The organism is Flagellimonas pacifica (assembly GCF_900215465.1).
Classification (GTDB): Bacteria; Bacteroidota; Bacteroidia; order Flavobacteriales; family Flavobacteriaceae; genus Flagellimonas; species Flagellimonas pacifica.
The window spans coordinates 1-23,454 of record NZ_OBEH01000009.1 but is presented as its reverse complement, the minus strand read 5'-3'; the positions used below and the strand labels follow the sequence as shown (position 1 = coordinate 23,454).

General features: G+C 37.5%; 24 protein-coding genes, 1 tRNA gene and 1 pseudogene. 11 read left to right on the top strand and 15 right to left on the bottom strand.

Translation table 11 applies throughout. The annotated features are described in order from the left end of the window. Positions 1 to 178 precede the first annotated feature (178 nt). Positions 179 to 412, bottom strand: a complete 234-nt coding sequence (locus CRO15_RS19160) for a hexameric tyrosine-coordinated heme protein (protein ID WP_097047537.1) — start codon at positions 410 to 412, stop codon at positions 179 to 181. A gap of 185 nt (positions 413 to 597) precedes the next feature. After that, a complete protein-coding gene (locus tag CRO15_RS19155; protein ID WP_097047468.1) occupies positions 598 to 1,440 on the bottom strand; it encodes a helix-turn-helix transcriptional regulator in 843 nt (280 codons plus the stop codon). Positions 1,441 to 1,705: 265 nt separating this feature from the next. Between CRO15_RS19155 and CRO15_RS19150 the strand changes: the two genes are divergently transcribed. Together CRO15_RS19150 and CRO15_RS19145 are read left to right on the top strand one after the other, a co-directional pair. Next, positions 1,706 to 2,773 carry a glycoside hydrolase family protein gene (locus CRO15_RS19150; protein WP_165770007.1) on the top strand — a complete coding sequence of 356 codons (1,068 nt, stop codon included), beginning with the start codon at positions 1,706 to 1,708 and terminating at the stop codon, positions 2,771 to 2,773. Between the two features lie 30 nt (positions 2,774 to 2,803). Next, entirely contained in the window at positions 2,804 to 4,207 is a 1,404-nt protein-coding gene (locus tag CRO15_RS19145) for an alpha-L-fucosidase (protein ID WP_097047466.1), read from the top strand. A gap of 188 nt (positions 4,208 to 4,395) precedes the next feature. On the opposite strand, the gene CRO15_RS19140 is transcribed toward CRO15_RS19145, so the two are convergent. After that, a tRNA-Lys gene (locus tag CRO15_RS19140) sits at positions 4,396 to 4,468 on the bottom strand. Between the two features lie 122 nt (positions 4,469 to 4,590). On the opposite strand from CRO15_RS19140, the gene CRO15_RS19135 reads away from it, so the two are divergent. Further along, the gene (locus CRO15_RS19135) at positions 4,591 to 5,106 is read left to right on the top strand and encodes a shikimate kinase (RefSeq protein WP_097047465.1); all 516 of its coding nucleotides are present in this window, start codon (positions 4,591 to 4,593) and stop codon (positions 5,104 to 5,106) included. On the opposite strand, the gene CRO15_RS19130 is transcribed toward CRO15_RS19135, so the two are convergent. Beyond that, positions 5,098 to 5,595, bottom strand: a complete 498-nt coding sequence (locus tag CRO15_RS19130; RefSeq protein WP_097047464.1) for a phosphoribosyltransferase family protein — start codon at positions 5,593 to 5,595, stop codon at positions 5,098 to 5,100. The two genes, CRO15_RS19135 and CRO15_RS19130, sit on opposite strands and share 9 nt — an antisense overlap. A 37-nt stretch (positions 5,596 to 5,632) precedes the next feature. Then, positions 5,633 to 6,004, bottom strand: coding sequence for an RNA-binding S4 domain-containing protein (locus tag CRO15_RS19125; protein ID WP_097047463.1), 372 nt, complete (start codon positions 6,002 to 6,004; stop codon positions 5,633 to 5,635). 78 nt (positions 6,005 to 6,082) lie between these two features. On the opposite strand from CRO15_RS19125, the gene CRO15_RS19120 reads away from it, so the two are divergent. Further along, positions 6,083 to 7,102 carry an FKBP-type peptidyl-prolyl cis-trans isomerase gene (locus CRO15_RS19120; RefSeq protein ID WP_116458929.1) on the top strand — a complete coding sequence of 340 codons (1,020 nt, stop codon included), beginning with the start codon at positions 6,083 to 6,085 and terminating at the stop codon, positions 7,100 to 7,102. Positions 7,103 to 7,156: 54 nt separating this feature from the next. Here CRO15_RS19120 and CRO15_RS19115 read toward each other — a convergent pair whose 3' ends face one another. From CRO15_RS19115 to CRO15_RS19105, 3 genes and pseudogenes are all read right to left on the bottom strand, one after another. After that, a complete protein-coding gene (locus CRO15_RS19115; protein ID WP_097047461.1) occupies positions 7,157 to 7,768 on the bottom strand; it encodes an outer membrane beta-barrel protein in 612 nt (203 codons plus the stop codon). A 49-nt stretch (positions 7,769 to 7,817) separates the two neighbouring features. Further along, a complete protein-coding gene (locus CRO15_RS19110) occupies positions 7,818 to 8,771 on the bottom strand; it encodes a transketolase family protein (RefSeq protein WP_097047460.1) in 954 nt (317 codons plus the stop codon). A gap of 16 nt (positions 8,772 to 8,787) precedes the next feature. Continuing rightward, a pseudogene (locus CRO15_RS19105) lies at positions 8,788 to 9,636 on the bottom strand (transketolase); the annotation flags it as partial. A gap of 153 nt (positions 9,637 to 9,789) precedes the next feature. Here CRO15_RS19105 and tgt point away from each other — a divergent pair. The 5 genes from tgt to CRO15_RS19080 all read left to right on the top strand — a co-directional run bounded on the left by tgt (position 9,790) and on the right by CRO15_RS19080 (position 16,065). Continuing rightward, a complete protein-coding gene (gene tgt / locus CRO15_RS19100; RefSeq protein WP_097047458.1) occupies positions 9,790 to 10,920 on the top strand; it encodes a tRNA guanosine(34) transglycosylase Tgt in 1,131 nt (376 codons plus the stop codon). After that, positions 10,920 to 12,002: an LptF/LptG family permease gene (locus CRO15_RS19095; RefSeq protein ID WP_097047536.1), complete on the top strand. Its 1,083-nt coding sequence runs from the start codon at positions 10,920 to 10,922 to the stop codon at positions 12,000 to 12,002. Before tgt ends, CRO15_RS19095 begins: the two co-directional genes overlap by 1 nt. A 106-nt stretch (positions 12,003 to 12,108) precedes the next feature. Further along, positions 12,109 to 13,062: an acetyl-CoA carboxylase carboxyltransferase subunit alpha gene (locus CRO15_RS19090; protein ID WP_097047457.1), complete on the top strand. Its 954-nt coding sequence runs from the start codon at positions 12,109 to 12,111 to the stop codon at positions 13,060 to 13,062. A 167-nt stretch (positions 13,063 to 13,229) separates the two neighbouring features. Further along, entirely contained in the window at positions 13,230 to 14,774 is a 1,545-nt protein-coding gene (gene dnaB / locus CRO15_RS19085; protein WP_097047456.1) for a replicative DNA helicase, read from the top strand. Further along, complete coding sequence (locus CRO15_RS19080; protein ID WP_243397027.1) at positions 14,746 to 16,065, top strand: asparagine synthetase B; 1,320 nt, start codon at positions 14,746 to 14,748, stop codon at positions 16,063 to 16,065. The genes dnaB and CRO15_RS19080 overlap by 29 nt, the downstream gene beginning before the upstream one ends. Here the strand turns inward: CRO15_RS19080 and CRO15_RS19075 are convergent. Both CRO15_RS19075 and CRO15_RS19070 read right to left on the bottom strand, forming a co-directional pair. Next, positions 16,062 to 16,565, bottom strand: coding sequence for a cupin domain-containing protein (locus CRO15_RS19075; protein ID WP_097047455.1), 504 nt, complete (start codon positions 16,563 to 16,565; stop codon positions 16,062 to 16,064). The genes CRO15_RS19080 and CRO15_RS19075 overlap by 4 nt on opposite strands. Continuing rightward, positions 16,562 to 17,353 carry an HAD family hydrolase gene (locus CRO15_RS19070; protein ID WP_097047454.1) on the bottom strand — a complete coding sequence of 264 codons (792 nt, stop codon included), beginning with the start codon at positions 17,351 to 17,353 and terminating at the stop codon, positions 16,562 to 16,564. The genes CRO15_RS19075 and CRO15_RS19070 overlap by 4 nt, the downstream gene beginning before the upstream one ends. A 73-nt stretch (positions 17,354 to 17,426) precedes the next feature. On the opposite strand from CRO15_RS19070, the gene CRO15_RS19065 reads away from it, so the two are divergent. Further along, complete coding sequence (locus tag CRO15_RS19065; protein WP_097047534.1) at positions 17,427 to 17,849, top strand: secondary thiamine-phosphate synthase enzyme YjbQ; 423 nt, start codon at positions 17,427 to 17,429, stop codon at positions 17,847 to 17,849. 14 nt (positions 17,850 to 17,863) lie between these two features. Here CRO15_RS19065 and CRO15_RS19060 read toward each other — a convergent pair whose 3' ends face one another. The 5 genes from CRO15_RS19060 to thrS form a co-directional block, all read right to left on the bottom strand. Further along, positions 17,864 to 18,523, bottom strand: a complete 660-nt coding sequence (locus CRO15_RS19060) for an SGNH/GDSL hydrolase family protein (protein WP_165770006.1) — start codon at positions 18,521 to 18,523, stop codon at positions 17,864 to 17,866. 86 nt (positions 18,524 to 18,609) lie between these two features. Next, a complete protein-coding gene (rplT, locus tag CRO15_RS19055) occupies positions 18,610 to 18,954 on the bottom strand; it encodes a 50S ribosomal protein L20 (RefSeq protein WP_097047452.1) in 345 nt (114 codons plus the stop codon). A gap of 92 nt (positions 18,955 to 19,046) precedes the next feature. Further along, complete coding sequence (gene rpmI, locus CRO15_RS19050; protein ID WP_073181711.1) at positions 19,047 to 19,244, bottom strand: 50S ribosomal protein L35; 198 nt, start codon at positions 19,242 to 19,244, stop codon at positions 19,047 to 19,049. A gap of 51 nt (positions 19,245 to 19,295) precedes the next feature. Further along, entirely contained in the window at positions 19,296 to 19,844 is a 549-nt protein-coding gene (infC, locus tag CRO15_RS19045; RefSeq protein ID WP_280950998.1) for a translation initiation factor IF-3, read from the bottom strand. A 35-nt stretch (positions 19,845 to 19,879) separates the two neighbouring features. Next, positions 19,880 to 21,820: a threonine--tRNA ligase gene (gene thrS / locus CRO15_RS19040; protein ID WP_097047450.1), complete on the bottom strand. Its 1,941-nt coding sequence runs from the start codon at positions 21,818 to 21,820 to the stop codon at positions 19,880 to 19,882. A gap of 184 nt (positions 21,821 to 22,004) precedes the next feature. Between thrS and CRO15_RS19035 the strand changes: the two genes are divergently transcribed. Continuing rightward, positions 22,005 to 23,126 (top strand): SGNH/GDSL hydrolase family protein, encoded by a 1,122-nt coding sequence (locus CRO15_RS19035; protein WP_133067296.1) that lies wholly within the window; start codon positions 22,005 to 22,007, stop codon positions 23,124 to 23,126. Positions 23,127 to 23,454: the final 328 nt, after the last annotated feature.

The window sequence follows — 23,454 nt, the reverse complement described above, 5'->3', positions numbered from 1 at the left end:
GAATGAGATTAAATCAATTTCCAAAAACTATTTAAGAAGTAAGTGTCTTTAGGGGTGTTGCCATGGTAAAGTTTAGCATAGTATGAGTATCTGTGTAGGGTGAGATCATGGAAATTTCCAAGTATACCTATTTAGTGTCAGCCATGCTAAGACTGCAACATATCTTAAAATTTATTGACTATCTCCAATAATTGTTCGCTGCTGAAATAGTTTGAAAATTTACTGCTATTACATGAGAGGCCATTGTTAACCCTGAAGCGCTATTGGCATATTCTACTCTTAGTTTTTTTAAAACTTCCATATCGGGTTGTGTAGATTTTACACCCATTCTTGAGAGTTTTATTGCCAACTCAAAACCCTCTTGTGGATTACTGGTTATTAGACTGTTTAGCCATAATTGATTTTGTTTCATGGTGTTAATATTTAAGTGTTGTTTATCTTCTGGTATCCTCCTGATTATCATACCGCTACTTACTTGGTTTTATTGCCAGGATTGACGAATGTAATGACCTTAAATTTCTATTGCTTAAGGTTTGAAACAAAAATAAAAGGTAGATAAACACTAATTTTAGGAGTATAAAACCAAAACATGGATAATTAAACCAATCTGTTTTCTTTTAGCTGTTTTCTGAATTCTTTTGGTGAAACACTACTATATTTTTTAAACACCCGGGTAAAGTACAGTGGGTCATTAAATCCAACATGATAGGCAATATCTTTAATGGAGTTATTGGTTAGGAACAGTTGGTTTTTTGCCACAGCTATTTTTTTCTGATTTAGAATGGAAACAAAACTGTTTCGAAAATACTTTTTGCACAAGCGGTTAAATGTAGTCAATGATACATCCATTTTTTTGGTATAAAATTCAGGTGAAGCTTCGGTGGCGTAGTATTTTCCTATAAGTTGCTCCAATTGGAGGTGGAGGTTTTCTTTGGTTTGCACCTGGCCTTGTTGTTGACTTCTTTTGATTCTCACAGCATTTATTAAGAACATTTTCAGTTGACTGGATACCATATCCAACTGTCCTATATCTTTGGTCAACAATTCTTTTTTTATACCTAAAAAAGAGTTGTAGAGTACTTCGTATTCTTCAACAGAACAGCGAAGAATGGTATCATTTAAAAAATTGTTAAACAAAAGCCCTTGGCAGCCAATATCTTTGGCATGGATATCTATGCAGAAAAAATCAGGATGGAACCGAATGTAAAATCCTTCAAAAGTCCCATTCAATTCCAGTTGTTGATATGGATAATAGAATAGAATGTAATTGTCCTGAATATCCCTTTCTATTTTGTCCATGAGTATAGTGCCTTTACCTTTGGTAAAGAAAAATATGGCATAAAAGTTAGGTGTTTCAAAAAGAGTGTTCATTACACTTTTTGAAAGGGAAGCAATGGTTAATACTTTTTCATTTTTCTTATTAAAAAGAGCATGATTCATGTTTAAAACTACTAATAATTGGACAGCAATAGTATGAAGTTATAAATTGAGTTTTATTGATGGTTTTAAAAGTGGATTTGGATAACTGCAAATTTGCATCCGATCTTGAATCATTTTTCATAACATAAATAATCAGGTCTGTTTAATATACCACATATGTATATTGATTATGATTTAGGAATCAGATTTTCAATCAAACAATTAATGTAATTCGTTATTTTTCCAATAAACTATTCCTGTTTGGGTTTTTACCATGTATTACAAAATGAAGAACTATCCAAATTTTATCAACTTAACAACGATTTTGTTGTTGCTCTTGTATTCAAAGTTTGTAAACGGTCAAGTGAGCACAGAACTTTTAAAAAACACTTTTGCAGATATGTGGGAGTTCAAAGGTATAGCCGTTAAAGAACCGGGATATACTATTTGGGGCACTTCACCTATTGTTGGAGATGATGGAAAAGTACATTTGTTTGTGGCTAGATGGCCTGGCAACTCTGTAGAACCTGGTTGGCGTTCACAAAGTGAAATTGCGCATTATGTTGGAGATTCACCTGAGGGACCTTTTACATTTTCAGATATTGCAATAAAGGGAACAGGAAAAGATACTTGGGATAAATATGGAGCACACAATCCAACCGTTCACAAAGTGGGAAACAAATATGTTTTGCTTTACATAGGAAATACAAACCCGAATAGACCACATCATCCATCTAATCAACAAATTGGAATGGCACTTGCCGATACTCCTTATGGACCATGGAATAGAGTGGGTGGGGATGGAATGATTCTAAGCCCTCCCAAAAACAAGAAGTACTGGAATTACAATGCAGGAAATGGTGTGAATAATCCAGCTTTTTTACAGCATCCAAATGGAGGTTTCTTTCTTTATTTCAAATCAGAGAAAGCAAGGATGGGATTGGCAATAGCAGAAAATTTGGAAGGACCATATGTTCAAATGCCTTTTCCTGTTACTGCGAACGATCGCAATATTGAAGATGGCTATGCCTTTATGTACAACGATAAGTTTGCTCTATTGACCACAGATAACCATGGTATGATAACATCTGGCGGTGGAATTTTATGGACATCTAATGATGGAATCCATTTTGATAGATACGAAAAAGGTTTTCATCGTATCAACCAATATGTAGATTTTAACATGAAAGATGTAACTGTGCATTACGGTGCTAAAAATAGACCTTATGCTAAATTTGAACGACCACAGATCTTATTAAAAAACGGAAAGCCATGGTATTTGTACGTGCCATCAGGTCAAAATATTTATGGGGGTGCATTTACAGTAAGTTATGTGTTGAAATTTAAAAATTGAAACACCTTATTAATAATTTTAGTAATCAAAATGAATAAAGAAAATAACACAAAGCTTAACCATAAAAAGGCATTATTGCTATGGAGTTGCCTCATCCTATTATCAAACTTGATTTTGGCACAGAAAGACATACCAATTCCAACCCCCGGCCAAGTAGCTTGGCAGGACAGTGAAATAGGTGTACTGTTTCATTTTGACATTGCCATTCCAGCTGGAGATTTTTCTCCAAACAATACATCCAAAAAGGTTTTTGACCCCAAATTGTACAATCCAGAAAAATTGGATACTGATCAATGGATAAAGGCAGCAAAGGCAGCGGGCGCTACATACGCCATTTTTACAGCTACACATTTCAATGGATTTTTACAATGGCAAAGCGATTTATATCCATATGGACTAAAGCAGTCTCCTTGGCGAGATGGAAAAGGAGATATTGTCGGCGATTTTGTGGCCTCCTGTCGAAAATTTGGCATAAAGCCCGGGATATACATTAGCACACATAGAAATTTTTATCAAGGACTTTGGGGGCATTTTGTTGATTGGGGTAGTGGAAAAGGTTCCAAAAAGCAAGAAATTTTCAATCGTTTGGCAGAAAAGATGACAGAAGAGATTTGCTCAAGGTATGGTGACTTAATGCAAATTTGGTACGATGCCGGTGTAAAACTACCACACGAAGGAGGCCCTGATGTTCTTCCCATTTTTGATAAGTACCAACCCAATTCGGTATTCTATAATTCTTCCAAGCGAAGTGACCATAGATGGGTTGGCAATGAAGCTGGTTATGCAGATTATCCATGTTGGTCCACTATGCCCAAGGGAGATAATGTCTCTCACAATGCAGAAAACTGGAAACCCATATTGGGAAAGGGAGACCCTAATGGAAAAATCTGGTCCCCCGCAATGGTGGATGTCCCTTTAAGAGTGCAAAATGGAGTGCACAATTGGTTTTGGAGTCCAAATCAAGAACATGGCATTTCTTCCACAAATCAATTATTGGACATGTATTATAATTCAGTTGGGCATAATAGCAACCTTCTTTTAGGCGTGGTAATTAATCCTACCGGATTAGTTCCAGATCCAGATATGAATAGACTAAAGGAATTTGGAGATGAAATCAAATACCTATTTTCAAATCCCTTGGCAATCACTTCGGGTTCAGGAAAGCATTTAAGCCTAAAAATCAAGAAAAAACAAAAAATTGACCATGTGGTACTTATGGAAGATATTACTCAGGGAGAAAGGGTAAGGGAGTTCCAAGTGGAAGGAAGAACAAAGAGTGGTTGGAAAGTACTTGCAAAAGGAAGCTGTATTGGACATAAATATATTGCCAAATTTGATAAAACCGAAGTGTTTTCTTTAAGGTTAGTGGTAACTAAAAGTATCGCAAAACCTTTTATCAGGGAGTTTTCCATATATAATACTGATAAAAAATAGCTGGTATTAGCGGAAAAAGATGGGAATCTGGTTTAGAACAATAGAGTTAATCTGATGCTTTTGAACTTTTTCAAATACCATATGATATGATAAAAGTACTTGTGCATCAGTATATGTCATTCAATTGAAGCAATAAAAAAAGTCTGTAGTTAACTACAGACTTTTTGAATAATTACTACCTTTTAAAGTGACCTGACTGGGGCTCGAACCCAGGACCCTCTCCTTAAAAGGGAGATGCTCTACCAACTGAGCTATCAGGTCTTTCAATTTAGAACAACAGAATGTTGCGCTAAGCGGGTGCAAATATAATATCAATAATCTATTTTGCAAGATGATTTAATGATAAATTTGTGTTTTTTTGAAATCACTTTTAAATCCAATTAATGAAAGTAGTTTTAGTGGGCTATATGGCAAGTGGTAAGTCGTCTGTTGGGAGGTTGTTAGCCAAGCAATTAGGAGCCAAGTTTATTGATTTGGACTCATATATTGAAGAACATCAAAAAAAAACTATTCGTGCTATTTTTTCTGAAAATGGAGAAATTTTTTTTAGGAAACTTGAGCATAAGATGTTACAAAAGGTTTTGAATGAAAACGAATCGGTTCTTCTTTCCACAGGTGGAGGCACACCATGCTATAGTAACAATATGGATACTATACTAAAGAATTCAAATCATTCCATATACTTACAACTATCTGTTTCTGCTCTAGTGGAAAGAATTTCGAAAGAAAAGGATCAGCGCCCTTTGGTGAAAGATCTTGAAGATCATGAATTGCCCGAGTTTATTGGTAAACACATTTTTGAAAGAAGGCAATACTATGAGCTTGCTAAGCATATCATCAGCTGTGATAAAAAGGAATTGGAAGAAGTTGTAGCAGAAATTGAGGATTTATTACTCTAAATAAACCGCATCATTCTTAGTTTGAAACTCCACCCTAATATGCTCGTTTAATGAAGTGGAAAGGGAAATACCCTTATAATCTGCTTTAATCGGATATTTTTTGTGATTTCTATTTACTAGAACCGCCGTTTTCAATTGTTTTATTGGAGTTCTTAAAAAATGATGGGCACCATAAATTAAAGTGGTGCCAGAATTAAGGACATCATCTACAAGTACTATAGATTTGTTTTTGTAGGCCTCTTCATCAAGTGAAATACTAACTCCGCTTTGCAAAGGATTTTTCTTGTCCATTTTCATTGTGCACAATACAATATCGGCTTCTGTTATCTTTTTTAGTACAGTTGCTATCTTTTTGGCAAAAAGCGAACCGCTCCCATCAATCCCTGCAACAATAATTTCTTTCTCATTAACATTTGCCTCATAGATTTGATACGCAATACGTTTGGCAATATGTTGTACTTGGTCGTGAGTTAGAATACGGTTCTCCATAAATCAAGTATATATAATTCAAAGATAAAGAAACCTGTTATTCGGATTCATCTAAATATCCATCAATATCTCTTCTATCCTTTTTAGTGGGACGTCCTAATCCTTTTTTTCTGTAGTGATCCTTTGCTAAATTTAACAGGTCGCTATGTTCAAAAGCTTCTTTTGGGGTTGTGTCTTTTCTGTAGATATCCACCAACTTGGCTCCTACACGGCTTTCAGGAATATCCAGTACTGTGAGTTGATAATCAACTTGGTTTTTTCTGATTACTACCTTGTCCATTGGGTAGACTTCCCTAGAGGGCTTTACAGTACTACCATTGACCTTTACTTGGCCTTTTTTAACGGCATTGGCAGCAACGTTTCTCGTTTTATAGTATCTAATACACCAAAGGTACTTGTCTATTCGCATGGAACCCGCAAATCTTTGTTAATGGAATAAGCAAAAATAGCGGAAAATTGTATCTTGCGCAGCTAAATAATATACTTGATGAAGTACAGTTTTTTTGTTTGTTTGTTTTCAATGGTATTACTTTCTTCATGTAACAATGATGATGGAGGACCTTCAATTGAAGTGGTGCCTCCAAGATTATTGGCAGAAGTGGCTCCTGAAAACGATGAAGAGATAAAGGAATTTTTAGACACCCACTTTTACAACTACGAAGAATTTGAGGCTCCACCTGCTGGTTTTGACTTTAGGATTACCATTGACACCATAGCTGGTGAAAATGCTGATAAAAAGCCATTATCCGATTTTGTAAGGAGTTCGGTAGTTAAAGTTTCGTCTTCAGAACATCCTGCATTGACAGAGGAAGAAACTGATGTGCCACATACTCTATATTATCTTTCTGCCAGACCTACGTTGGACGAATTGGATGATATACGGAGCGCAGGGAACTGCGACGAATGTTTCCCTACGGTAGCCGATTCGGTATATGTAAGATATGAAGGCAAACTTTTGAACGGAACTTCATTTGATGCTTCTTTGAACAACCCGGTTTGGTTTGATTTGGCCCAGTTGCAAAACCTTGCACAGGGTTTTAGAGGGTTTGCTGAAGGTATTCCCAATTTTAAGAAAGGAAACGCTATAATAGATAATGGAGATGGAACCGTAACCGTTGATGAATATGGCGTTGGACTTATTATTTTCCCTTCTGGGCTAGCGAATTTCAATAGAGCGCAGGGACAGATTCCACAGTATGATCCACTGATGTTCAATATAGACTTGTTTACTTTGAACAGAACAGATCATGATAATGATGGTATACCTTCTATTGATGAAGATGTTAACGGTAATGGTTATCTGTACGATGATAATACAGATTTGCAATCTGAAATTGACGGTGGATTTACCTTAAGGTTTGCCGATTTTCTAGACGCTGATGATGATGGGGATGGGGTGTCTACTAAAAATGAAATATCTGACGACAATGGCAATATTATTGGACCTCCTTACCCAGATTCCAATAATGATGGAACACCAGATTATCTGGATTCAGATGTCAATTGATATATAATAAAAAAGGCCACTTATAAGTGGCCTTTTTTATTACAGAAATCTTTTTTACAATTTCAAAGACAGTGCAAAAATAACTTGTGATGGTCTTGAATCAACCCGACCTTCAATGTTTGTAACATTATTGCTGATGATTCGAGCTTCATTTTTAGAAAAACCACGTTCATAGCGAACATCCAATCCAACTTTTCCCAGATTAACACCAACTCCGGTATTTAATCCAACAGAAAAATCGTTTTCCACATCTTGAACTTCTATATCTCCAAGATCATTATTAAGAATATATTGAAATGCTGGACCGGCAAAAACATGGAGTGGGCCAACAATTTTAACGCCAATCAATACTGGAAGGTCTAATTTTGACAAATCGTAATCATTGGAACTGCTACCCACATCATAAGAACTTTTGGTTTTGGTATAAACCAATTCGGGTCTTATATACATTTTAGGAAAATCCAATTTTCCCCAAAAGCCAAAATGATACCCGGCTTTTCCTTCGGCTCCTTCAACTGCATTTTGGGCAGAGTTGCTTATCGTTTGAATAAGATCTCCGTTTTTGTTGTAGCTGAGTCCAGCCTTAATACCAAATCCTGTTCCGCTTTGAGCAAATGCAGCTGTACCCATAAGGGACAACACTGCTACTAGAAGTGTTTTTTTCATAAGTGTTTCGTTTTAATAGATTGAAGAATATCAAAGATGATACCGAAAACTATTTTCGTTTCAACACTTTTAAAACGGAAGCCTCAATGGCTTTATTGTTCAAGCCATACTTGTCCATAAGCTGATCAGGAGTTCCACTTTCCCCAAAAGTATCCTGTGTTGCCACAAACTCTTGCGGCACTGGATAATTGGAGGTGAGTACTCGAGAAACACTTTCACCCAAGCCCCCCAAATAATTGTGTTCTTCTGCGGTTACAACGCACCCTGTTTTCTTTACAGAAGCCAAAATAGCTTCATCATCCAACGGTTTAATGGTGTGAATGTTAATGACTTCTGCAGAGATGCCTTGTTTTTCCAAGTTTTCAGCTGCGATTAAGGATTGCCATACTAAATGTCCAGTGGCTATGATGGTTACATCGGTTCCCTCACTGAGCATTAATGCCTTTCCAATCTCAAATTTTTGATCAACAGGAGTGAAATTAGCCACTTTTGGCCTTCCGAACCGAAGATATACTGGACCTTCATGTTCTGCAATGGCAATAGTTGCAGCTTTGGTTTGGTTAAAATCACATGGATTGATGACTGTCATACCCGGTAACATCTTCATAAGTCCGATGTCTTCCAAAATTTGATGGGTTGCACCATCTTCTCCTAAAGTAATACCTGCATGCGAAGCACAAATTTTTACGTTTTTACCAGAATAAGCTATTGATTGGCGGATTTGGTCATATACCCTTCCCGTAGAGAAATTCGCAAAGGTGCCTGTAAAGGGAATTTTACCTCCAACAGTCAATCCAGCTGCAATACCCATCATATTTGCTTCGGCTATACCAACTTGAAAAAAACGCTCTGGGTTTTCATCAATGAACGTTTGAATTTTAAGTGACCCGACCAAATCGGCACAAAGTGAAACAACATTGGGGTTTGTTCTTCCCAATTCTGTCATTCCTGCTCCAAAACCACTTCTAGTGTCCTGTTTTCCTTGATCTATATACTTTGTCATGTCTTTTTCTTAAAAATTAATAATCACCTAAAGTTTCTGGGTTTTGTGCTAAGGCGGTTGCCAATTGTTCATCACTTGGAGCCTTACCATGCCAAGCGTGGGTATGCATCATAAAATCTACACCATTACCCATTTCAGTGGTCATTACTACACAAACAGGTTTACCTTTTCCAGTTCTTCTTTTCGCTTCTTGTAATCCTTTAATTACTTGTCCAAGGTCATTTCCATTTTCAATCTCCATAACGTCCCATCCAAAGACCCTAAATTTTTCGGAAACATCACCAAGTGGCAGAACATCTTCTGTGCTACCATCTATTTGCTGACCGTTTCTATCTATGGTTGCAATGAGGTTATCTACTTTATTGCCAGCAGCGTACATAATGGCTTCCCAGTTTTGGCCTTCTTGCAATTCTCCATCCCCATGTAAACTATAGACCAAATGATTATCGCCATTTAATTTTTTAGCCAAAGCGGCTCCAATAGCAACGGACATTCCCTGCCCTAAGGAACCAGAGGCAATACGGATTCCAGGTAAACCTTCATGGGTTGTAGGGTGGCCCTGAAGACGTGAGTCTATTAACCTAAAGGTGCTTAGTTCATCAACAGGAAAATACCCTCTTCTAGCCAAAACACTATAATAAACAGGAGAGATATGACCGTTGGAAAGGAAGAAAAGATCTTCTCCATGTCCATCCATATCAAAACCATCTTTTAGCTCCATGATTTCGTTATACAGTGCTACAAAGAATTCGGCACAACCCAATGATCCTCCTGGGTGTCCTGAATTTACTTTGTGTACCATTCTTAAAATGTCCCTTCTTACCTGGGTCACTAAATCCTGTAATTCATTATTGTTTGGCATCGTATTTAATTTATGGGGGCAAAAGTAACGGCAATCATGCTGCTATACAAGCACTAATGGATTATTTTACGAAATGTGTCCTACCAATAAACTTTATTTTTTTGTTAAGGCTTTGTGGAAATGAGTTGGCTATATTTGCGGTCTTAAAAGCAAGTATTGAAATTTACCCTTTTACAAAAAGACGATAAGAGCAAGGCAAGGGCTGGTGAGTTGATGACCGACCATGGTAAAATTGAGACTCCAATCTTTATGCCAGTAGGTACGGTGGCATCGGTAAAAGGAGTACACCAACGGGAACTAAAAGATGAAATAAACCCCGATGTTATTTTAGGAAATACCTATCATTTATATCTACGTCCTGGAACGGGTATTTTAGAACATGCTGGAGGTCTTCATAAATTTATGGGTTGGGATAGAAATATCCTGACAGACAGTGGTGGATACCAAGTTTATTCACTATCAAACAACAGAAAGATAAAGGAGGAAGGTGTAAATTTTAAATCTCATATTGATGGATCTCGTCATTTTTTTACACCTGAAAATGTGATGGAAATCCAACGGACCATAGGTGCTGACATTATTATGGCCTTTGATGAATGTACACCTTACCCTTGTGATTACAACTATGCCAAAAGATCCATGCACATGACACATAGATGGCTGGATAGATGTATGGCCCATTTGGACAAGCTCCCATTTAAATATGGGTATTCGCAAAGTTTTTTCCCCATTGTACAGGGTTCCACTTATAAAGATTTACGGAAACAATCAGCTGAATATATTGCATCAGTAGGTGCTGAAGGAAATGCTATAGGTGGACTTTCTGTGGGAGAACCAGCTGAGGAGATGTATGAAATGGCAGAAATTGTCTGCGATATTCTCCCTGAAGAGAAACCAAGATATCTGATGGGTGTTGGTACACCTATTAATATATTGGAAAATATTGCGTTGGGAGTTGATATGTTCGACTGCGTAATGCCTACCCGAAATGCGCGTAATGGAATGTTGTTCACTTCACATGGCACTATCAACATCAAAAATAAAAAATGGGAAGATGATTTTTCACCAATTGACGAGATGGGAATCACCTTTGTGGACACCGAATATTCAAAAGCCTATTTGAGGCACCTATTTGCAGCAAATGAATATTTGGGCAAACAAATTGCCACTATTCACAACCTCGGTTTTTATCTATGGTTGGTGCGTACTGCAAGAGAACGTATTTTAGCAGGGGATTTTCAGGAATGGAAGACCAAAATGGTACAACAAATGGACAAAAGATTGTAATGCTTACGATACTTGATAAATATATCCTAAAACGCTATTTGGTTACCTTCTTGGGGATGCTAATGCTCTTTGTACCCATAGGAATCATGGCCAATTTAGCGGAAAAAGTGGGTAAAATTATTGATAATGAGGCTCCTTTAAGTGAAGTAATAGTATTTTATGGCAACTTTACATTGGTTATTGGCAATCTCTTGCTTCCCATTTTTTTATTCCTATCCATTATATTTTTTACCTCAAAACTGGCCAGTAATACTGAAATTGTTGCCATACTAAGTTCAGGTGTATCTTATTGGCGGTTTTTACGGCCCTATCTTATTGGGGCAACTTTGGTAGCCATCCTTATTTTTATGATGGGGATGTTCATTGTGCCCAATGCAAGTATTGGATATAATGAGTTTGATTACAAATACTTCAAAAAGGGGAGGAAAGTACAGGTTACCAATAATATCTTCAATCAATTAAATGAGAACGATTATATCTATGTAAGTAGTTTTGATCCCAATAGAAAGAATGGTACAAATTTTACCTACGAACATTTTGGAGAAGATAAAAAACTGGATTACAAGATTTCTGCATCAAGTATTAGATGGATAGAGAAGGATAGCATCTATAGGTTGACGAATTATGTAAAAAGAAATCTAGAAAATAATGTTGAGCAAATACATACTAAAAGGCGGTTAGATACCTTGTTTACTTTTAAAATAGAAGACCTTACACCAATATCATACGTTGCGGAAACTAAAAATTTGTTTGAACTCAATGAGTTTATAGAAGATCAAAAAAGTAAGGGTGCCTCTAATATCAATGCATATGTATTGGTGAAATATAAAAGATGGGCCTTGCCCATTGCTGCTTTTGTGCTTACAATTATAGCTGTTGCCGTTTCATCTGTTAAACGTAGGGGGGGGATGGGATTAAACCTGGCCTTCGGTATTGGGGTGGCTTTTATCTACATTTTTTTTGATAAGGTATTTGGGACCTTGGCAGAACAATCTGGTTTTTCGCCGCTGTTGGCAGTATTGCTTCCCAACCTTATTTTTGGTGTTTTTGCAGTTTATTTGTTGATGAAAGCCAAACGATGATCAAAATTGAAGGGCAATCTTATCCATTAAATAGCTTGTCAAGTTTTTAGGAGTCATCTTTAAAGTTTTATATTTGTCCCCACCATATTTCTGAAATAAACTTTACATGGAATACCTCGATTTTGAACTTCCCATAAAAGAACTTGAAGACCAGCTTCAAAAATGCATGGTCATTGGCGAAGAAAGTGATGTTGACGTTAGCGAAACTTGCCAGCAGATTGAAAAGAAGTTAGGAGAGACCCGAAAGGATATCTACAAGAATTTGACCGCATGGCAACGTGTACAGCTATCAAGGCATCCCAATAGGCCATATACCATGGATTATATAAATGCCATTTGCGGAGATACTTTCTTGGAACTTCATGGAGATAGAAATGTTAAGGACGATAAGGCCATGATCGGTGGTTTAGGTAAAATTGGCGATCAAAGCTATATGTTTGTTGGCCAACAAAAGGGATATAACACTAAGACCCGTCAATATAGAAACTTTGGTATGGCCAACCCAGAGGGGTATCGGAAAGCATTGCGCCTGATGAAATCCGCAGAGAAGTTTGGAATCCCAGTAGTTTGTTTTATAGACACACCTGGTGCCTATCCCGGTATTGAAGCTGAGGAGAGAGGCCAAGGTGAGGCTATTGCACGTAACATTCTGGAAATGACCCGACTAAAAGTCCCTATTATTGTAGTGATTATAGGTGAGGGAGCCTCTGGTGGAGCTTTGGGTATTGGAGTAGGAGATAAGGTGTTGATGTTAGAGAATACTTGGTACTCTGTCATTTCTCCGGAATCATGCTCATCTATCCTTTGGAGAAGTTGGGAGTATAAAGAACAAGCGGCAGATGCGTTAAAACTTACTGCTACCGACATGAAGAAGCAAAAACTTGTTGATGAAATTGTCCGTGAGCCATTGGGAGGTGCGCATACCAATAGGGAAAAAACTTTCGAAACCGTTAAGAATAAAATTTCCAACCATTTTGAAGAGCTTAAAAAGTTATCACCAAAAGAATTGGTAAAAACTAGAATGGAAAAATATGCCGAAATGGGAGTCTTCAACGGATAATAACGGTTTTTCTAGCCCCCTCTTTTTTTATTAGATTTTTTCTTCAAACATTTTTGGGTTATTAACAACTATTTTTAGTTTTCAACATTAATTTTGTTGATGACCTGTGAACATCGAAAGATGTAAGTTTAAAGTTAACTAAAGGTTAATTACCTACATTCGCATTTATGGACAAGCCAAGCCCAATTGTTGGTCACAAAGTTGACAAGTCTACCCTTATTAATCTAGAGAGAGGTAAAATACCTCCTCAAGCTGTTGATTTAGAGGAAGTTGTGCTTGGTGCAATGATGATTGACAAGAAGGGTGTAGATGAAGTAATAGATATCCTACATCCAGATGCTTTCTATAAAGATGCCCATAGGTTTATTTATGAAGCGATTTTCAAATTGTTCGAATCATCTGAACCTGTTGATTTATTAACCGTTTCTGCCCAATTAAAGAAAGATGGAAAGCTGGAAGCGGTAGGTGGGGACTTTTACCTCATTAAATTGACGCAAAAGGTAGCATCTTCTGCCCATATTGAGTTTCATGCCCGAATTATTCTTCAAAAGTTCATTCAAAGAAGTTTGATCAAGATTTCCAGTGAAATTATTGAAGATGCCTATAGTGATTCCAAGGATGTTTTTGACCTTTTGGACAATGCAGAAGCAAAATTGTACGAAGTAACCCAAGGAAATTTAAAACGTTCTGCAGAAACTGCATTGGATTTAGTCATTCAGGCCAAAAAGAAGATTGAAGAGATTTCCAATAAGGAAGGTATGAGCGGAATCCCTTCTGGGTTTGATAAATTGGATAAACTGACATCGGGTTGGCAACCCAGTGATTTGATTATTGTGGCGGCAAGACCGGGTATGGGTAAAACCGCATTAACGCTTTCTATGGCAAGAAATATTGCCGTAAATTCTGAGATTCCAGTGGCATTCTTCTCTTTGGAGATGTCTTCGGTACAGTTGATTACCCGTTTGATTTCATCCGAAACGGGATTGTCTTCAGAAAAACTGAGAACGGGTAGATTGGAAAAGCATGAGTGGGAGCAGCTCAATGTAAAGGTAAAAGCTTTGGAAAAAGCTCCCTTGTTCATTGATGATACTCCTTCATTGTCAATTTTTGACCTACGTGCAAAAGCAAGAAGATTGGCATCCCAACATGGCATAAAACTCATAGTTATTGATTATTTGCAGTTGATGACGGCAGGGGGTAGTCAAAAAGGAGGTAACCGTGAGCAGGAAATTTCTACAATATCTAGAAACTTAAAAGCACTGGCCAAAGAACTTAGTGTTCCCGTAATTGCACTTTCCCAGTTGTCTAGGGCAGTAGAAACAAGGGGAGGTAGTAAGCGCCCTATCCTTTCAGATTTAAGGGAATCTGGAGCTATTGAGCAAGATGCGGATATTGTTTCATTTATTTATCGCCCTGAATACTACAAGATTGACGAGTGGGATGACGAAGAACGTACCCCAACACAAGGTCAGGCGGAATTTATTGTTGCAAAACACCGTAATGGTGGATTAGAGAATATTAGGTTAAAGTTTGTGGGTGCATTAGGTAAATTTGATAACTTGGATGACTTTGATTCCCCATTCGAATTCCAATCTAAGATGAATGCGGATGAAGAGAACCCCTTTGCAACACCAAATCTTCCGAGTACAGATGAAGCTTTTGGTAGCGCAATGAACAGTGACGATGACCCAGATAATGACGTACCCTTCTAAAAAAATAGTACCTGAGTCACCTCGAGCGCAGTCGAGAGGTCTTTTTCTTTTCTTTTTTCTTTTCTTTTTTTTAAAATCAACAGCCTCCGTTATCCTGATTCCCATGGATGCAGAAAGTCAGGAAAACCATTTAAAAGCTTACGGTATTACCTATTGGGTATTGAACAAACAGCAAAAAGTACAATGGTTGTTGAATTATAGAGGTGGTTCATTTTTATTACCTGATGGTGAATCCATCCAAAAGGAATGCCAAATCAGGGGAGTTTCCTTTGAGGTACTTTCAGATGCCCAAGCGGCATCTATTTTAGACGAAATTAGTAGTCCTTCCCAAAATCAAGAAGCTGTAATATTAGAAAAAGCACCTAAGATAGCAGTGTATTCCCCAAAGGGAAACCAGCCTTGGGACGATGCAGTGACCATGGTGTTGACCTACGCTGAAATTCCGTATGTAACCATTTATGATGAAGAGGTTCTGGACGATAAATTGGCACTTTATGATTGGTTGCACTTGCATCATGAAGATTTCACTGGGCAGTATGGTAAGTTTTATGGAGCCTATAGAGCGGCACCTTGGTATATAGAGGCAAAAGCCGAAGCTGAAGCATTAGCTGAAAAACTTGGGTTTAGCAAAGTTTCTGATGAAAAGAGGGCAGTGGCCTTAAAAATAAGGAATTATGTTATTGGTGGTGGTTTTATGTTTGCGATGTGCTCAGCTACAGATAGTTTTGATATAGCCTTGGCTTCTGAAGGGGTGGATATTTGTGAACCCATGTTTGACGGAGACCCATCGGATGCGAATTATCAAAATAAACTGGATTTTAGCAGAACGTTTGCATTTACCAATTTTATTTTGGAGCGTAATCCACTGCGGTATGAGTTTTCGTCCATTGACATGACCAATAAAAGGAGGAATGTGCTCAAAGAATCTGATTATTTCTCCTTAATGGAATTCTCGGCCAAATGGGATCCCGTACCCACAATGTTGACCCAAAACCATACAGCCTTGGTGAAAGGTTTTATGGGGCAGACAACTGCTTTTACTAGAACAGAGGTAAAGCCCACAGTTATGGTTCTTGGTGAGAATAAATTGAACAGTGAAGCTCGATACATTCACGGAATAAAAGGAAAGGGTTTTTTTACTTTTTATGGCGGGCACGACCCTGAAGATTACCAGCACAGGGTAGGAGATCCAAAAACTGAGTTGGAGTTGCATCCCACTTCTCCGGGTTATCGATTGATTCTAAACAATGTATTGTTTCCAGCTGCCCGAAAAAAGAAGCAGAAAACTTAAATTCGGGTTAGTTGGGTAATAATTTCTTCATGTTCAGGGAATTTGGTAACCAGTTCTTTTCTTTTTGGTAGCACAAAATCCTCAAAATCAAACCCTGGAGACACAGTGCATCCAACAAATGAATAGCTATAAGGGTTTGTGGTCTTAGCTGCGAACCAATAACCACCCGGAACCACAAATTGAGGAATTTCACCTTCTGAAAAATTGTTTCCTATTATATGTTCATAATATTCACCAGCATCTGTAATCACATGTAATTTTAAAGGAGAGCCACTGTAAAAGTGCCAGACTTCATCTTGGTTTATTTTATGAAAAGCAGAAAACGTATCAGAAGTCAACAAATAATAAATGCACGTGGAATGGTTTCTGTCTCCATTATAATTTTCTGATAAAGCCTGCTGTTTGATTTTATCGGTACTTCGATAGGTTTCTTTAAAATAACCTCCCTCTGGGTGAGGAGCCAGGCTGAATTTTTTAACAAGAAAATTTATTTCGTTCATAATACCTTTTCCAGAATACGTTCCACTCCAAAATCATCATTGCTCAGAGTTTCAAACTTTGCCACTTCTTTTACATTAGGGTGGGCGTTGGCCATGGCATAACTATAATTGGATAGTTGTAACATTTCCAAGTCATTGTTATAATCGCCAAAAACCATTATTTCATCTGAAGTAATGTTATGTGCTTGCATTAATTTTTCCAAGGCATATCCTTTATGCGCATTTTTATGGGATACATCCACCCAATTTGAACCTGATACTTTAACCTTTAAGGAGTTTTCCAAATGTTTTACGGCTGGATAGATGTGTTCTTCGGAACTTTCAAAATGATATATGGCAACTTTTAAGACTTCATCTTCTACCTCTGTTTGGTTATCTACAATTTTAAATTCTGTGTAATATTCCCGCAACATTTCTAAAAACGCATTAGAGTTGCCATTCACATACGCATTGTCCTTGCTGCAAAGGACTGGGTGGGCATGAGGAACACGGCTGATTGAAGAAAGAATGGAGGTTATACTTTTTTTGGCTATAGGTGTGGTTAGCAATACTTGTTCCTTCTGTTTAATGTAAGCTCCATTTTCAGCTACAAATATGACATCATTTTTAATAGGCTCTAGTTTGTCTGCCATACTGTGATATTGTCTCCCACTTGCGGCAACAAACTGTATGTTTTTATCCCTGAGTGCCTCAAAAATTTCAAAGAATCGATTGCTTACCTCATGGTTGGAATTTAATAAGGTTCCATCCATATCTGAAACAACCATTTTTATTTTTGAAAAGTCCATAGTCAATTTTTAAAGTTGCAAAGGTATGGGTTGATTGGGGAATGATGTAAAGTTTATATTATTTTCACCAATTATGAAATATTACCAGTCAGAAATAACACTCAAGCAATATACTAGAGGATTTCATTTGATAACGGAAATTGTTGTTGATGCCTTTCCGGAGATACGAAAAATAGATGTTGGAATGCTACAGGTATTTATAAAGCATACTTCAGCAGGTTTGACTATAAATGAAAATGCTGACCCAACCGTTCGTGTTGATTTTGAGAGTCACTTCAATCAGATGGTTCCTGAGAACGCCCCTTATTACATTCATACCTATGAAGGGGCGGATGATATGCCGGCACATATAAAGACTTCTTTGTTAGGAAGCTCGGTTCAAGTTCCTATAACCAAAGGGAAGTTGAATCTAGGAATCTGGCAAGGAATTTATCTTTGTGAACATCGGAACTATGCGTCTGGAAGAAAATTGGTGCTCACGGCTTTTGGCAACTGATTTTAAACTGCAGATTATTTGAATAATTTTTTCCCAACTTTTTTTGCCCATAGTTTATACATTTTTTTAGATGGATGAAGGCCGTCGGATGTGATTAATGAAGTATTTACAGCAGCATTTCTTGATATTTGGGTTATTTCAATAAACGGTACTTCGTGCTTTTTGGATTCTTTTTTAATTATAGCGTTATATGCCCCCAATTCTTTAACAATTTTCTTTTTATTCTTAAAACGGGCAAACGGAGTTACGCTCCAATCGGGAATAGAAAGTACAAATACATTTTTTGGATTGCCTTTTGCTAAGTCAATACTCTTATTTAAAAGTATTAGAAATTCTTTTTTAAATATTTGAATGTCCTTTCCTTGATATTGATTGTTTACACCAATAAGAAGGGTTACCAGGTCATAATTGGGTTTCGGTTGTTCAGCCTCAATGGCTTCCAGTAAATTAGTGGTGGTCCAACCGGCTTTGGCAATAATTTTTGGGAATTGTATTGGAAAGTTTTTTTTTCTTGATAGGTAAACAAGTTGTAGTGGCCAACTGTTTATTTTGGATTCTCCTGTACCTACCGTATAGCTATCGCCCAAGGCTAGGAAAGAAACGCCATTATCTTGACCAAGGGAAATTGCCGTTATAAAACTAACAAGCGAAAAGATTAAAAGGCGTTTAGACATTTCATACATATTTATATGTCTTAAAATACAAAAATCCCGCTCAACTGAGCGGGATTTTAATAAGCGGGGTAAGTTTATATTGAATCTTATTTTACTCTTTCAACTATTGCTTTGAAAGCATCCGGATGGTTCATTGCCAAATCGGCCAAAACTTTTCTGTTAAGCTCTATACCGTTGGATTTTACCTTGCCCATGAATTGAGAGTAAGACATTCCGTGGATTCTGGCTCCTGCATTGATACGGGTAATCCAAAGTGCTCGGAAATTACGTTTTTTGTTTCTTCTATCACGGTATGCATAAAGCATTGCTTTTTCAACCGCATTTTTGGCTACTGTCCAGACGTTTTTACGTCTTCCAAAGTAACCTTTGGCTTGCTTCATCACCTTTTTTCTACGGGCTCTAGAAGCAACTGAATTTACTGATCTTGGCATAATGTTTCATTTTTTTGTAGCAGGCGGTCAATTTTTGACACTTTTAAAAGCCTGACTCCATGGTTAATAATTAATGTACCGTTGTTGAACAATTATTTTAAACGTAATTGCTCTTTAATACTGTTGACGTCAGACTCATGTACTAGGGTAGAGTGCGTCAACTTAAGCTTACGCTTTTTAGATTTCTTGGTCAAAATATGACTCTTGAAAGCGTGCTTTCTTTTGATTTTACCAGAACCGGTAAGCTTAAAACGCTTTTTAGCACTGGATTTTGTTTTCATTTTAGGCATTTTCTCCTCTTTATATATTACCGCTGAAATACATTCAGCATCCCGCTTTAATTATTTTTTTGTTTTTGGAGCAATGAACATAGTCATTCGTTTGCCCTCTAATTTTGGCATTTGTTCCACCTTTCCCAATTCTTCCAATTCCTGCGCCAATTTTAATAACAATATTTCACCTTGGTCTTTATAAACGATGGAACGTCCTTTAAAAAAGACGTAGGCTTTTAATTTTGCACCATCTTTTAAGAATTTTTCAGCATGCCGCTTCTTAAATTCATAATCATGGTCATCAGTTTGCGGACCAAAACGAATTTCCTTTACAATTACTTTAGTGGCCTTGGCCTTCATGGCCTTGTCACGTTTTTTCTGTTCGTAAAGGAACTTCTTGTAGTCTATAATTTTACAGACCGGTGGATTTGCTTTTGGTGAAATTTCCACCAAATCCAATTCCAATTCCTTGGACTTCGCCATTGCCTTGGCAATGGGGTACACTCCTATTTCTACATTGTCCCCAACAAGTCTTACCTCAGGGGCTGTAATATTTTCATTGATTTTGTGAGGGTTTTTATTTTCCCTCCTAGGTTGGGGCCTAAATCTTCTTCGTATTGCTATGACGTATACTTTTTAATTAAACTAAATTTTTAGAACGACTTTAAGGTACTATTTATTTCAGTAGATACCAAGTCAGAAAACTTACTTATGCTGATGCTTCCAAAATCTTCACCCCCATGTCGTCTTACGGAAATGGTTTGGGCTTCTTCTTCTTGCTCACCAACAATGAGCATGAATGGGATTTTTTTAAGCTCAGCTTCACGGATTTTCTTCCCTACCGTCTCATTCCTGTCATCAATGAGCGCGCGAATTTCGTGATTTTCCAACGAATTCAAAACTTTTTCAGCATATTTTTCATGTTTCTCGCTGACGGGCAGTACAATAGCTTGGGTCGGAATCAGCCACAACGGGAAGTTTCCGCCTGTGTGCTCCAGTAGTAAGGCCACAAAACGTTCCATGCTACCAAAAGGTGCACGATGTATCATAATGGGTCTGTGAAGGTCATTGTCACTTCCTTTATAGGTAAGATCAAAGCGTTCAGGTAAATTATAATCTACCTGAATAGTGCCCAATTGCCATTGTCTGCCAAGGGCATCTTTTACCATGAAATCCAATTTTGGTCCGTAAAAAGCAGCTTCGCCACTTTCAATTTCAAAATTGAGTCCTTTTTCTTCCGCAGCATTGATGATGGCCTGCTCCGCTTTTTCCCAATTATCGGCATCGCCAATATATTTTTCTGGCTTTTCCATATCACGAACGGAAACTTGCGCTGTAAAATTTTCAAAACCCAATGAACCCAATACATATAATGATAGGTCGATGACCTTTTTGAATTCATCATTCAACTGGTTTGGTGTACAAAAAATATGTGCATCGTCCTGGGTGAAGCCTCTAACTCTTGTAAGTCCGTGTAGTTCCCCACTTTGTTCATACCTATATACAGTACCAAATTCAGCATATCGTTTTGGAAGATCTTTATAACTAAATGGACTACTATTATATATTTCACAATGGTGAGGGCAGTTCATGGGCTTCAACAAAAATTCCTCATCATCCTTTGGAGTATGTATGGGTTGAAAACTATCCTCGCCATATTTTGCATAATGACCAGAGGTAACATAAAGCTCTTTTTGACCTATATGGGGTGTCACCACCATTTCATAGCCCGCTTTTTTCTGAGCCTTTTTTAGAAATTGTTCCAAGCGTTCACGAAGTGCGGCACCTTTGGGAAGCCACAATGGCAAACCTTGCCCCACCTTTTTTGAAAAAGTGAACAATTCCAATTCCTTTCCAAGTTTTCTGTGATCCCTTTTTTTGGCCTCCTCCAAAAGTTCAAGATATTCGGTAAGCTCTTTCTGTTTTGGAAAAGAAATTCCATAAACACGGGTTAACTGCTTGTTGTTCTCATCGCCTCGCCAATAAGCACCCGCAACACTTAATATTTTAACGGCCTTAACTATTCCAGTATTTGGAATATGGCCACCGCGGCATAAATCGGTAAAGGAACTATGATCACAAAAAGTGATTGTACCATCTTCAAGGTTTTCAATAAGTTCTACCTTGTATTCATTGCCTTGGTCTTTATAGAGCGCAAGAGCTTCAGCTTTGGTAACGCTTCGCATTTTATAATCATGCTTGCCTCTTGCTATTTCCAATACTTTCTTTTCAATGGCAGGAAAATCTTTTTCAGAAATAGATTGTTCTCCAAAATCCACATCATAATAAAACCCATTTTCAATAGCCGGGCCTATGGTCAATTTTATTCCAGGATATAATTCTTCCAAAGCTTGGGCAACAATGTGCGATGTTGAATGCCAGAATGCTTTTTTTCCATCTTTGTCTTTCCAAGTATACAATACCAAACTGCCGTCTTCGGTTAAAGGGGTCGTGCTTTCAACGGTGACACCGTTAAATGAGGCCGAAATAACATTCCGCGCCAATCCTTCGCTAATTCCCTTTGCAACCTCCATTGGAGTGACACCATTTTGATGCTCCTTGATACTCCCGTCTGGTAATGTGATTTTAATCATTCCCTTTTTATATGATAATAAGGAGGCAAAGATAACATCTTGCCTTAACGCACACAATATAGTTTGGTCTGATTTATTTTAGGAACATTATAGTGTGAAATCGAATTAAATTATAAAGCTGAAATAGTGTATATCTTTGATAGATAAGAAAAAGCTTAGCGAACTTATAATTGACAAGAAAATCATGAACAGAATCCTTCTAATACTTTTCAGTATAAGTTGCACCCATTGTTTTTCCCAAGAAAAAGATGGAATAACATGGTGGAGCCCGATAAATGATAGTAAGCATGTTATTGAAGGTCAAGCTTGGCCTAATGGAGTTGCGGAGTATTATTCCCGTCTCCCTGAACGAGTTGCGAATACACTTAGTAAGGGTGTTTACAATTTGGGAAGGCAATCCGCTGGACTTATGATAAGGTTTAATACAAATAGTGCTAAGATTACTGTGAGGTACACAGTAAGTAGGAAGGGTGGTTTTGGCATGAATCATATGCCAGCTACAGGTGTTAGTGGTGTTGATCTTTATACTTTTGATGAGCATGGAAAAGAAATATGGTGTGCTGCTGAAAGGAAGTTTTCAGATACTATAATATATGATTATAAGAATTTGGGAGCTACAAAAACATTTAGGGAGTACAGATTATATCTTCCTTTATATAATCAGATAACACATCTTGAAGTAGGGGTGGAATCAAAATCCGATTTTGATTTTTTGCCAGTTCGAGAGAAAAAGCCTATTGTAGTGTACGGAACATCCATAACGCAAGGTGCTTGTGCTTCCAGGCCTGGGATGGCATGGACCGCTCAATTGGGCAGGGCATTGGATTTACCTTTGATAAACCTTGGCTTCAGTGGTTCAGGTCGTTTGGAGCTGCCCATGATAGATCTTATTGCTGAGATAGATGCTAAAGTATACATCTTGGACTGTATGCCAAACCTTACACAGGTTACATGGGAAAATCTTGGTATTGAAAATGAGGGAGCTTTTAAGGAGCGTGTTTTGAAAGCGGTAAATCGATTAAGGTCTAAAAAAGGAAGTATACCTATACTTCTAGTAGAGCATGCCGGGTATTCTGATGAATATGTTAGTGGTTCGCAAAAAGACCGTTTTCAAAAAGTGAATAAACTTCAGTACCAAGTTTATGTTCAATTAAAAAGACAAGGGGTTGAAAACCTTCATTACATGAAAAAGGAAGAAATTGGTTTAAAAATGGATGATACTGTAGATGGGGTTCATCCAACTGATTTGGGAATGTGGCATTATGCCCAAGCTTATGTAAGTAAACTACAAAGCCTTCTTAAATAGTCAAACTAAAGTTGATGTCTAAGGAATTAGCTATTCGGATAAGTCAATATTTAATTACCACTTGAATAAATTAAAGTTTTTTTAGGAGCAAACCTTTATGAAACACCCTGTTTTAAAGGGGTTTATAGAGTGGGGTTGAAATTCTTTAAAAAAAGTTTGGGAATAGTTTGGTCAAAAGAAAAAAAGGGTTCTATATTTGCACCCGCTTAGCTGATGAGGCTGGGTGTTGAAGGGGGGGGATTGCGAGGGTTGTTTGACCTGGTTTTTTTCTCACTTTGTAAGATTGAGAAGTTCATTTGACATATTGTATAGACAGCGTAAAAGAGAA